Genomic DNA, 11,190 nt, shown 5'->3' with positions numbered 1-11,190 from the left:
GTCTGGGAGAAAGCTGCGGTCGAACCCAGCAGCAGAAGGTACAGGAATGACTTCGGTATCACGAACTGCATGGGCGGTCCTCCCTGTTCCCTGCGACGAATAGAAGGCATTACGCAGTTGGAGCCGCTAAAGTTCAATGGGTATCGACATATTCGCGATACCCATGCACCGGGTGCCCCGGGTCCCTCAAGGGACCTGGGCCCGGCCTTTCCTGTCCCGAGCAAGAATTCTTCAGCGATTTCGCGTGAGGATTATAGATCGGGCCTTCAGCCCTCAAACCTCTTAACTATCCGAGACCTGGGGCGTTGCCCCAGGCTGGTATAGAGCGCGCCTTCAGCGCTCGGAGCCAGGCACCTTTTGCTTTGTCATTTCGAAGCGCAGCGGAGAAATCTGCTTCTCGTTTCTTCGCCCGGGTACCCCACCCTCACAGAGTTAGGGTGGGTTAGGAAGACCGGCAAACCCTAACCAAACACAGAAACGAAATTGTCGATACACCTACTAACACCAACCATCTCTGCGCCGCATCCGCGGCGCAGAGATGCTATCAACTACTTCGACCACGGTGGCACGACACCATTCATGCGGGCATAAGCGATCGACTGGCCAAGATGCTCATGCTGATCTGAGAGCAGCAACATAATCGCGCTCTGCTTGGTCATGTCCCTGCCGAACAGCTTAACCGGTGCGCTGAGGTCGCTGTCGGAGAGGCCGCTGATGGCCTTCTGCAGATCTGCATACGAGCTCTTCAGTGCGGCCTGAAGTTTGGTGGGGTCGGTGATCGGCTCCGGTTTGGGGCCTGACGGAGCAGCGGCGCCTGTGATCACGCGGGTGAGCATTCCGTTTTCCATCACGATCAGGTTGAGGACTTCGCCGACGGAGCGAACACCCTGACCCGGCTTCCAGTCATACTTGCCGGTCATTGCTCCGGCAAGGCCGACGAACTTTCCGGACAGCCGATCTGCGTCCGATGCGTACGCACTCTGGAAGCCTGGCTGTGCGGCGGCCGTTTGGGCACGAAGACCCGAAGCGGCGAGAACGACAACAAGGAAGAGCCCACACGCAAGCGAAGCGATTCTGTTATGTCTCATGATTTGTACTCTTTCTACCTGCGCGTGCAGGCGGTTCGGATTTAGCGGCGAATGTGCTCGTATGTTGACCGAGAACCATTGGATGAGTGTGAACCGAATTGTACTCGCAGAACATGTCCCCTGTTACCAGGTAGCCCGGAAGCGCACCGCTCACTCCGCTTATTTCTTCGTGCGTCTCGGCGCGATATCGTTTGCCTGCCGCATGAGGAAGTTCCGAAATGCTCCAACGCTCCCTACAGGTGACCGGGGCCTCCGGATCGAGCCGGTCGAAGGTGTCAGCAGCCCAGGCATTATGCCGGTAGACACCGGCCGTCCGCGCCTGCTGCGCGATGCCGGGAAGTGGGGCCGGATCGAAATTACCCAACGCCAGCACGACGGCTCGCGCTTCCAGCGTTCTGCCGTCGTGGCAGGTCAATATCGCTCTGTTTCGCGCGAGTTTAGATCGACCACCTTGGCGCGGAGATACCCGATCCCGGAGACAGAGGCCAGCAGCGACTGAATGTATCTCCCGAAGACGGCACGCGGTGCGAAGGTCTTGGGCTGCGCCATCATGGGCTCCGCGTGCGGATCATGGTTCGCTCGCAGCCACGTCAGGAAATGATCGGGCTCGTCGCGCAAAGCACTGATCTTGCCAGCCGGCACGTCTTAGGATATCGCAGGCCGGGGGGCTTGCCGCAAGGCCCGGGTTTTGCCGCACAATCGGCAGGCTGTACTCAGAACCTGGGAGGCAAAATGGATATGAAATCGAATGGATCGCATGCAGTAGTTATCGCCGGAGGAGGTCCGGCGGGACTGATGCTGGCAGGTGAGCTGGCGTTGGCGGGTGTCGATGTCGCCATTGTCGAGCGGCGCACCAGCCAGGAGCTTGAGGGGATACGCGCAGGCGGCCTGCACTCGCGGACGATCGAGGTGCTGGACCAGCGCGGAATCGCGCAACGGTTCATCGCACAGGGCCAACCGCACGACATGATGAGCTTCCACGAAACTCCTCTGCGGGTCAGCGATCTCCCCTCCCGGCATAACTACACGCTCGCACTATGGCAGAACCACTTCGAACGCATCCTCGCCGAACATATCTGTGAGCTGGATGTACCGATCTATCGCGGATGCGACGTGACCGGCTTCGCGCAGGATGATACCGGCGTCGATGTCATGCTCTCCGACGGCGGATCGCTGCGGGCGGAGTATCTGGTCGGATGTGATGGAGGCCGCAGCCTGATCCGCAAAACAGCTGGCATCGAGTTCCCCGGCTCGGATGCAACGACAAGCTGGCTGATCGCCGAGATCCAGACGACCGAGGAGCCGGCATGGGGCTTCCGCAACAACGCCGTCGGCATTCACGGAATCGGCAAGCTTGACGATGGAAAACGCGCCCGTGTCGTACTCACCGAACCGCAGGTGGGTACAAGCGAACCGACACTGCGCGATGTGAGTGAAGCGCTGATCGGAATCTACGGGACCGACTTCGGGGCTCATAGTCCTAACTGGGTCTCGAGATTCACCGATATGACACGGCAGGCTGCGACCTATCGCGATCGACGAGTGCTGCTGGCCGGCGACTCTGCCCACGTGCATCCCCCGATGGGCGGACAGGGCTTGAACATCGGCGTGCAGGACTCGATGAATCTGGGATGGAAGCTCGCCCAGGTAGTGAAGCGGATCTCGCCGGATCACCTGTTGGACACGTATCACGCCGAGCGTCACCCGGTCGCTGCTCGCGTGTTGCGCAACACCATGGCGCATGTCGCGCTGCGCCGTCAGGACGAACGCTCGAAGGCCCTGGCTGAGTACGTCTCGCAGTTCCTCCGCATGGACGAACCGCGCGTACGAATGGCCGCGGAGGTATCGGGCCTCGACGTCCATTACAACCTCGGCGAAGGACATCCCCTGCTCGGCCGCCGTATGCCTGATCTTGATCTGGTCACCGCAAATGGCTCGTTGCGGGTCTTCACTTTGCTGCACGATGCCCAGCCGGTGCTGATTAATTTCGGTGAAGGCAGCTTCGACATCGCTCCGTGGAAGGATCGGGTTCAGTTGGTCGATGCGAAGTACACGGGTGCGTGGGAACTTCCGGTGATCGGAGTCGTCACTGCTCCCATTGCCGTATTGGTGCGTCCCGATGGATATGTGGCCTGGGTGGGAGACTCGACGCAAGAGGGACTCGTTGATGCACTGACGATGTGGTTTGGACCTGCTGCGGAAGCGTAGCGTGTAGGTTCAGATTAATTTCAACAAGGTACAGACTGGGTGCCCCATATCTGGCGGTTTCATCGCCAGATGTGGGTTCGGCGAACTTCGGTATCTTCTCCGATAYATTGCCCTCAGCGGCTAAAGCCGGCTGTTGTTGGGGCTGATACGGGACGGCTGAAGCCGTCCCCTTAAGCAAGGCATTCGCGCGTTGCGCGAACGGGTTTTTAGTCTTGCTTAAGGGCATGGCTTCAGCCATGCCGTACCGGCGCAGAAAGGAATGCGGCTTTAGCCGCTGAGGTCAAATCTATCCCCTACCACCCTGCCACGGCGGACAAAGTCCCCATGACGATCACATCTTGACAATCAAGACGTGAAGCTGCCAAGCTTGGTTCCATGACTGAGCAGAACACCGATGTCATCCAGGGCACACTCGACCTGCTGATCCTGAAGACTCTGAGTCTCGAGCCGATGCACGGCTTCGGCATCGCCCGCCGCGTCGAACAGGTCTCCCGCGGAGTGTTCAAGGTGAACCCCGGTTCCCTTCTCACGGCGCTGCAGCGATTGGAACGTGCCGGCTGGCTCGATGCAGAGTGGAAGAACACCGAGAACTCGCGCCGTGCGAAGTTCTACATGCTTACGCGCGCGGGCAGGAAACAGTTGGAGTTGGAAGAAGAGGACTGGAACCGGCGATCCTCCGCCGTAGCCAGGCTTCTCCGCCAAGAGGCGTAACAGCCACTCTGGTGTCAAGCATGTTTCTCATCGAGAACCCACACACTGGGTGCCCAAACGGTGTATGGGAGTTCAACTAGCAACCAGGAACCAGCAACTAGCAACTACTTTCAGCTCGCTTCCACCAACTGGATCCGGTACGTCCTGCCGACTCGCAGGCTTCGGAACTCTTCTTCCGGTACGGAGAGGTTGGGGCCGTTCAGTAGTTCGTGAGACGGAGCGTCCGTGGCGTCGCTGTCGCGCACGATGCGGGTTGAGGCGATGAACTCCTGTGGCTCCCATGACTCCAGGCCGACGACGCGAAGACCGATAACTGGCATAAAGACTCTGCACTCCTTTGAAGAAGATCTTGGAAGCCGCAGACTGGGCCGGTTGCGTTGTGCGAGGACGCGGCGGGCGCGGTCCAGTCTGCGGCAGTACACGATGCGGCGTGCCAGCACATCCTTCGCCGCAGCGTCCAGAGCACTTACCGCCTCCTTCTCCTCGGCGGTTCCGAAGAGCTGCAGATCGCAGTGGCAGTAGCGCTCGCGCTCGCAACAGGTGGAGCGGTAGCGGGCCAGGATCACCGCCCGGCGCCGGTCGGCTTCCAGATAGCTGCGCCATAGGCAACCGGCTTCAGCCTCCCAGGCAGCCATTCGCCGCTCCAACGCGTCGGGATGTGCCAGCACAGGCATCGTGTGTACATCGCGCTTATCAGCATTGCGATAAACGCGATAAACAAATGATAACCATACTAATCAAATTTAGCAAGAGCGCTAAGCGATATTTTTATCAATTCTCCCCTCCCGGGGTGCCCCACCCTCGCGGAGCTAGGGTGGGTTCCAGGAGCCACGAATTCCAAGCTCTGACGAAATATTGTGGATGCGATTGGTGAAAGAGTCGTGGCTTCTCCGCCCGCCCTAGCGTTGCGAGGACGGGGCACCCAGGCGGGGCGGACCTTTGTCTTCGACAAAGAATGGGGCAACGGAGATCCCGGCGCCGATAGGCGCCTTATTCAATCATTCAATTCTTCAATCATTCAATCGCCCGCGCACCATTCAACTATTCAACAATTCAACCATTCAACAGGCGGGCTATAACCCGCCCTCCCCCATCTTGTGCATCACCTGGCCGATGATGACGACGCGGTCGATCTCTTCGCTGTTGACGATCTCTTCGGCGTAGGCCTTGTTGTCGCTGACGATGCGCAGGCGGCCGTCGGCCAGCCAGAAGAGGCGTTTGATGCGCAGGTCGTTGCCGTAGGCAAGCGCGAAGACGCGGCCGTCGACGACGTTGCGCTGGTTGATATTTACCGCGACTTTGTCGCCGCCCCACAGTGTGGGAACCATGCTGTCGCCCTCCACCGTAACGATGCGCAGGTCGGCTTCACGCAGGCGCTTCTTGCGCAGCCAGGAGCTCTTGAAGGTGAGCCGCTCCAGGGTCTCGATAAACTCCGGCGGCTGTGCTCCGGGGCCGGCCTGCAGGCGGACGTCGTAGACCGGGATGCGAACCTCGCCCTCGTCGTCATCCTGATATTCACCATCATCCTCGGCGCGGACGCGCTGCATGGGAAACGGCTCGTTCGGATGAGCGTCGCCTTTGCCCCAGATCAGGTAGTCGACGGTGGTGTTCAGCGCCTCTGCCGCCGACTCCAGCAGAGAGCGGCGGATGCGGTCAGGCTGCGTCGTGTCCGACTCCCAGTTGAAGATCGTCGGCCCGGTGGCGCCGATCAGCGTTCCCAGCTTGCGCTGCGAATAACCCAGTTCTCGCCGCAACGCCTGAATCCGATGTCCAAAGGTCTGCATGTTAATCAAACTTAGCATAGAATTGCACAATTTTCGATTAGAGTTATTGACTAATTTGGTTAGTACGCTTATCGTCTCTCTATGACGAAACAAGAGGCGCTTACCCTGCTGAGAATCAACCAAGCGCAGATGGCCCGGATCTTCGGCGTGAGCCGAGCCGCGGTCTCCCAGTGGCCCAGCGATGCGCCGCTGCCCCCCAAGCGCCTGATGCAGTTGAAATACGAGCTTCATCCGGAGCTCTTCGACCAAGAGGAGGCCTGAACCGTGGAAACATCCTCCCGCGAGATCATCCGCTGCACCCGCTGCCGCATGCAGCAATATATGACTCAGACCCAGCGCTGCCGCCGCTGCAGCGGAGACCTTCTGCCTCCTTCGCCGCCGCCCGAACCTGAACAGCCAGAAACAGTCGCCGCATCAAGCCTGATGGCCACGCGCCTGCGCTTAGTCCGGCGCTGCCGGCACTTCAGCCAGCCCGAGCTGGCAGAACGCGCCCAGGTCTCGCAGCAGTTCATCTCGGTGATGGAGCGGGGACGCTCGCGGGTCACGCTCGAAACGCTGGAGCGTTATGCCAAGGCGCTGAATCTTCCGCTGCATGTGCTCTTCGCACCGGCGCCGCAGTTCGAGCGCTTCCTGCAGAAACAAGGGATGGTGTAAATGGCGCGTATCCGCACCATCAAACCCGACTTCTTCAAACATGAGGACCTCTTCGACCTGGAGCAGGAGACTGGGCTTCCCGTCCGCATCGCCTTCGCCGGGTTGTGGACCGTGGCCGACCGCGACGGTCGCTTCGAGTGGAAGCCGCGAACGCTGAAGACCGATGTACTTCCGCATGATCCGGTGGACTTTGCCCAGGTGCTCGACGCGCTGGAGACGCGTGGCTTCCTCAACACCTACGAGGTGGACGGCAGACGCTACGGCGTCATCCCCTCGTGGGACAGGCACCAGGTGATCAATAACCGCGAGTCGCAGAGCGTGCTTCCGCCTCCTCCGCAGTTAGACAACGTGTCCCCCACACGTGAGCCACGCGTGCAGGACGCGGACAAAGATTCCCTGACGCATGCACCAGCGGAAGGGAAAGGAAGGGAAGGGGAAAGGAAAGGAAGGGAGCAACGCGGACGGCCACGCGTTGACGCCGCCGGTTTAGCTCGTGGAGTCCTCGATGAGCTGCGACTCTCCGGAGACGATCTACTCCGCACCCTCACTGATGTCTGCAAGCTTGAACTCCAGGCAGGCGCGGCGCCGGAGAAGCTGCGAGAGACGCTCGTCGAGAGCTTCCGCCATTTCAACCAGGCACGGCCGCGATTGCAGATCACCTGGGGACCGGCACGCTTCTTCGGCGAAGGACACTGGCGCGATGCAACGCTGTGGCCGTGGAAGGACGGAGCCTCTTCAGCAGTCACCAGTCAAGCCACGGTTGGTGTCTACCGGCAGTCTGAGATTGACGAGGAAGCCAGGGCAAAGGCGGAGCGACGAAAGGCGGAGTTCGAGCTCCTTGAGGGCGCGAACGCGAATGCCGGGTATACCGTCTGGCAGTCGATGCGGTCACGACTGCAGGAGTCGCTCGACAGTCAGAGCTTCGATACCTGGATCAAGCCGCTGGGAACTGCCGGAATCAAAGACGCGCAGTTGATTCTGGTTGCTCCCAATGAAGCGTTTGGACAGGTGCCTGACCGGTTTCAATTCAAACGCTTCCTCCCCCACACTGTTCCGTCCATACGGATAATCTTTGGAGATGGTGGAGGATAGGAATTACAGAAATAGGACGAACTTCGAATCGTCTACATCAAGAGGTTCGTGGTCTGAGCTCAGGAAGCGCACGCGATACAGGCATGTTTCATCTTCCTGATTGGCGCACTTCAGGCGGTCGATCTCGATGACATCGCCGAAGTATTCTGCTGCGCCCTGGGTCAGGCCTTCGACCAGTCCGCAGAGATTGATGGGTGACCTGTAGCCCACCAGCAGCGTCTGATTGTCGCCCTCGCAAACGGTGAAATCCGGGAGGACCTCTGACATGTTCATCGTTTCCACATCCAGATCGAGCAACAGATCCCGCAGTGTATTTGCCGCTGCGAACACTATGGGATAGTGGATGGCCAACAGAGGCGCAGCTCGGCGGCCAAGCCAACGCCAGGTCTCCACTTCGGTCTTGCCAAGGCTCGTGGCAGTGACCTGCACCAGGCGAATCAGCTCGTCGTCCGGATAGCTGCCGAACGAGGCATGGATGCCATCACTGCCGGCTTGATCCAACAGCTCGTCCCACACATCAGAGTCGAACTCTGCGGTGACGATCTCTTCAAGCCAGTTAAATAGGATGCCCTTCACAGCTACTTCCCTCGGATACTTCTTCGCCTCATCGGCGGGTGGAGGCATGGGATGAGAGAGGTTGGAGCAAATCGAACCATGGGCACGGTACGAAAGATTTGGGGGTGATTTAGAGGGCTTATAGCGTGGTGGCGGTCCTAGCCCACCCTAGCGTTGCGAGGGTGGGGCACCCGGCGATATAAGCGGCAATGACAAGAGAGTTACATCCATATTTTTCAACCGCTAAAAGGCGAGCGTCTAAGATACTGAGACATCGTGACCCAGGCTTTCATTCATCGCATTGCAACAGCGGCTCCGGAGCATGAGGTCCATGGAGCCTTCGTCGCCTTTGCCGGCAAACTGCTGCAGGATGACCGCGCACGGTCACTCTTTCATCGCATGGCGGCGAAGGCAGAGATCGATCGCCGCTACTCCGTACTGCAGGTTGTCCCGCCCTTTGCGGACGATGCGGTGAATGCGCATGAGTTCTACCAGCTCAACAGCTTTCCGGGCACCGAGGAGCGTATGCGTGTCTATGAACGCTGGGCTCCGCGGCTGCTTTACAAAGCGCTTGACCGGCTGAATCTGACGCAGGCGGAACGCGGCCGCATTCGCCATGTGATCGTGACCTCATGCACCGGCCACTATGCGCCGGGGCTGGACTTCGCGATCATCGACTATCTCGGTCTGTCGCGCGAGGTCTCGCGGACGATGGTCGGGTTCATGGGCTGCTATGCCGCCATCAACGGCCTGCGTCAGGCGCAGCACATTGTCCGCTCCGCACCGGATGAGAGTGTTCTGCTGGTCAACCTGGAGCTGTGCACACTGCATCTGCAAGAGTCACAGGATCTGGCTGAGGTGCTGTCGTTCCTGATCTTCGGCGATGGCTGCGCTGTCAGCTTGATCTCGGCCGAGCCCGGCGGTCTGGCTATCGATGCGTTCCGCACCGTGATGGTCGATGGCACCCGGGATCTGATCACCTGGCGTATCGGCGATGGAGGCTTCCTGATGCATCTCTCAGGACAGGTGCCAGGTGAGATTGAGAAGTGGCTTCGGCAGGCTGGCGGAGAACTTGCAAACAACGGTACTTCGCTCTGGGCGATTCATCCCGGCGGCAACTCCGTTCTGGATGCGGTGGAGCACGGACTTGGACTTCCGGCTGAAGCGCTGACCGCGTCGCGTCATGTGCTGCGCAGTTATGGCAATATGTCTTCCGCGACGGTGATGTTTGTTCTGGAGGAGCTGATGCGCTCGGCACAGGCAGGAGAGAAAGGTCTGGCGATGTCGTTTGGCCCGGGGCTCACGGCGGAGACGATGGAGTTCCATGCGGTCTGAACGGAAGGACTTCACCCAGCGCGCTCACATTTCGGAGTGGATGGATGAACCATGTTCCTATCCAACGTTTCGCGAATGCCTGCGCGACCTGGAAGAGGTGAACCGTGTGCTGGGGGGGTACACGCCTTCGCTTGCATGGATTGAGGAGTCGCTGCAGCACTGCAACGGACCGGTTCATCTGCTGGATGTGGGCAGCGGCGGCGGAGGCCTGCTGCGCGCGGTGGAAGCTTCGGAGACAGCCCGCCGGCGTGGCGTGCACCTGACAGGAATCGATCTGAATCCGCATGCGGCCCAGGCGGCGAAGGAGTTCACGCCGAAGGACTCTGCCATTGCGTGGATGACCGGCGATGTGTTCACGTATCAGGGGCCTGCAACGCTGATCGTCAGCTCGTTGCTGACACATCATCTGACCGAAGATCAGATCGTGCGCCTCCTGGCATGGATGGAGGCGACGGCCACCGGCGGATGGCTTATCAACGATCTTCGCCGCAGCGCCAAGGCGTATTACAGCTTCAAGGTGCTGGCCTGGGCCCTGCGCTGGCATCGCTTCGTGCGTCATGACGGGCCGATATCGGTCCGCAGAGCATTTCTGGCGGAGGACTGGCAGCGTATGTGTTCCGCCGCAGGGCTTCCGATGAGCGAGATTCGCATTGAAGAAAAACCGTTTGCCCGGCTGTGTGTTTCTAGGCGGAAGTTATGAGCGCGATGCTCGATGTCATCGTCGCCGGAGGAGGACCTGCCGGCGCGGCGCTGGGCACGTTGCTCGCCGGGCAAGGCCGTACCGTGATGCTGTTTGAGAAGACAGCTGCAGCGCAAGACAAGATGTGCGGTGAGTTCTTCAGCGAAGAAGGAGCTCGCTATCTTGCTGCTCTAGGGGTCGATCTGCGTGTACTTGGAGCGGTCACGATCGATCGAGTCCGGCTGGCGGCGAGGGATGTTCTGGCCGAGTGTGCACTCCCCTTCCCTGGTCTCTCTCTTCCTCGCCGCATCGTCGATGAGTGCCTGCTGCAGCGTGCGTCTGAAAGTGGCGTTGCTGTCGTGCGGGGAACAAGTGTAGAGCAACTTACGGGCGCACCTGGCGAATGGCGCGTACGTCTTAGCGACGGCGCTGAACAAACATCGAAGGATGCCTTCGTCGCCACGGGTAAGTACGATCTTCGTGGGCGGAAACGTAACGGCGGCTCGCAGAACGACCTTGTCGCTTTCAAGATGTACTTCCGGCTGTCCGCAGAACAAGAGCAGCACCTGCGTGGCTGGGTGGAGCTGATTCTCTTCCCCGGCGGCTATGCCGGGCTGCAACTTGTTGGAGAGGGCTGCGCCAACCTCAGCCTGTTGCTCACGAAGTCCGAGCTGAAACGCAGTGCAGCTGAGTGGGACCGCGTACTCACACATGCCATGACATCGTCAGCTCATTTAGCAAGCAGACTTGCGGGCGCAACGCAGTTACGTTCCAGGCCGATTACGCTGTCATCAATTCCGTATGGGTATCGGCGAACGGCAACAGAAGATGGCCCGTGGTATCTCGGCGATCAAGGCGCGGTGATGCCGTCGTTCACCGGTGACGGCATGTCGATTGCGCTGCACTCCGCCTTTCTCGCCGCGGATGCATATCGTCACGGCGTGACGGCGCGTGCGTATCAGGCGCTGCTGGCGCGGCAACTGAAGCGGCCCGTACGATTTGGTACTGCGCTCTCGCGGTGTATGGTCTCCATACCGGCGCTGGCACAGGCGCTTCGTCTTTATCCCGGCGCGATGGCGTGGAT

Annotated in this window: 14 protein-coding genes; 8 read left to right on the top strand and 6 right to left on the bottom strand. The window is 59.9% G+C overall.

The window, feature by feature from the left end; all coding sequences use genetic code 11:
• Positions 1 to 548: 548 nt before the first annotated feature.
• The 3 genes from AB4043_RS04810 to AB4043_RS04800 are packed head-to-tail and all read right to left on the bottom strand — an operon-like array spanning position 549 to position 1,730.
• Positions 549 to 1,088 (bottom strand): DinB family protein, encoded by a 540-nt coding sequence (locus AB4043_RS04810; protein WP_442303196.1) that lies wholly within the window; start codon positions 1,086 to 1,088, stop codon positions 549 to 551.
• Positions 1,078 to 1,503, bottom strand: coding sequence for a hypothetical protein (locus AB4043_RS04805; protein ID WP_442303195.1), 426 nt, complete (start codon positions 1,501 to 1,503; stop codon positions 1,078 to 1,080). The genes AB4043_RS04810 and AB4043_RS04805 overlap by 11 nt, the downstream gene beginning before the upstream one ends.
• Positions 1,500 to 1,730, bottom strand: a complete 231-nt coding sequence (locus tag AB4043_RS04800; RefSeq protein ID WP_442306590.1) for an FAD/NAD(P)-binding protein — start codon at positions 1,728 to 1,730, stop codon at positions 1,500 to 1,502. Before AB4043_RS04800 ends, AB4043_RS04805 begins: the two co-directional genes overlap by 4 nt.
• 96 nt (positions 1,731 to 1,826) lie before the next feature.
• On the opposite strand from AB4043_RS04800, the gene AB4043_RS04795 reads away from it, so the two are divergent.
• Both AB4043_RS04795 and AB4043_RS04790 read left to right on the top strand, forming a co-directional pair.
• Positions 1,827 to 3,296 carry an FAD-dependent monooxygenase gene (locus tag AB4043_RS04795; RefSeq protein ID WP_442303193.1) on the top strand — a complete coding sequence of 490 codons (1,470 nt, stop codon included), beginning with the start codon at positions 1,827 to 1,829 and terminating at the stop codon, positions 3,294 to 3,296.
• A gap of 375 nt (positions 3,297 to 3,671) precedes the next feature.
• On the top strand, positions 3,672 to 4,007 hold the full coding sequence (locus AB4043_RS04790) for a PadR family transcriptional regulator (RefSeq protein ID WP_442303192.1): 336 nt from the start codon (positions 3,672 to 3,674) through the stop codon (positions 4,005 to 4,007).
• 110 nt (positions 4,008 to 4,117) lie between these two features.
• Here the strand turns inward: AB4043_RS04790 and AB4043_RS04785 are convergent, their stop codons facing one another.
• Both AB4043_RS04785 and AB4043_RS04780 read right to left on the bottom strand, forming a co-directional pair.
• Positions 4,118 to 4,642, bottom strand: coding sequence for a hypothetical protein (locus tag AB4043_RS04785; protein WP_442303191.1), 525 nt, complete (start codon positions 4,640 to 4,642; stop codon positions 4,118 to 4,120).
• A gap of 438 nt (positions 4,643 to 5,080) precedes the next feature.
• On the bottom strand, positions 5,081 to 5,809 hold the full coding sequence (locus tag AB4043_RS04780) for an XRE family transcriptional regulator (RefSeq protein WP_442306589.1): 729 nt from the start codon (positions 5,807 to 5,809) through the stop codon (positions 5,081 to 5,083).
• 63 nt (positions 5,810 to 5,872) lie between these two features.
• On the opposite strand from AB4043_RS04780, the gene AB4043_RS04775 reads away from it, so the two are divergent.
• Genes AB4043_RS04775 through AB4043_RS04765 form a run of 3 tightly spaced genes read left to right on the top strand, consistent with a single transcriptional unit; the run spans position 5,873 to position 7,537 of the window.
• Entirely contained in the window at positions 5,873 to 6,052 is a 180-nt protein-coding gene (locus AB4043_RS04775) for a hypothetical protein (protein ID WP_147649922.1), read from the top strand.
• Positions 6,053 to 6,055: 3 nt separating this feature from the next.
• Entirely contained in the window at positions 6,056 to 6,445 is a 390-nt protein-coding gene (locus AB4043_RS04770; protein WP_442303189.1) for a helix-turn-helix domain-containing protein, read from the top strand.
• Entirely contained in the window at positions 6,446 to 7,537 is a 1,092-nt protein-coding gene (locus AB4043_RS04765) for a DnaA N-terminal domain-containing protein (protein WP_442303188.1), read from the top strand.
• Between the two features lie 3 nt (positions 7,538 to 7,540).
• On the opposite strand, the gene AB4043_RS04760 is transcribed toward AB4043_RS04765, so the two are convergent.
• Complete coding sequence (locus tag AB4043_RS04760; RefSeq protein ID WP_442303187.1) at positions 7,541 to 8,161, bottom strand: heme NO-binding domain-containing protein; 621 nt, start codon at positions 8,159 to 8,161, stop codon at positions 7,541 to 7,543.
• Between the two features lie 207 nt (positions 8,162 to 8,368).
• Here AB4043_RS04760 and AB4043_RS04755 point away from each other — a divergent pair, with 207 nt between their 5' ends.
• From AB4043_RS04755 to AB4043_RS04745, 3 genes are all read left to right on the top strand, one after another.
• A complete protein-coding gene (locus AB4043_RS04755; protein WP_442303186.1) occupies positions 8,369 to 9,427 on the top strand; it encodes a type III polyketide synthase in 1,059 nt (352 codons plus the stop codon).
• Positions 9,417 to 10,127, top strand: a complete 711-nt coding sequence (locus AB4043_RS04750) for a methyltransferase domain-containing protein (RefSeq protein ID WP_442303185.1) — start codon at positions 9,417 to 9,419, stop codon at positions 10,125 to 10,127. The genes AB4043_RS04755 and AB4043_RS04750 overlap by 11 nt, the downstream gene beginning before the upstream one ends.
• A partial coding sequence (locus AB4043_RS04745; protein ID WP_442306588.1) for an NAD(P)/FAD-dependent oxidoreductase occupies positions 10,124 to 11,190 on the top strand: 1,067 nt, incomplete at its 3' end. The genes AB4043_RS04750 and AB4043_RS04745, both read left to right, overlap by 4 nt.

Source organism: Terriglobus sp. YAF25, assembly GCF_052113305.1.
Lineage (GTDB): Bacteria > Acidobacteriota > Terriglobia > Terriglobales > Acidobacteriaceae > Terriglobus.
The sequence above is the reverse complement of the archived record's forward strand: the minus strand, read 5'-3'. Positions and strand labels throughout refer to the sequence as shown.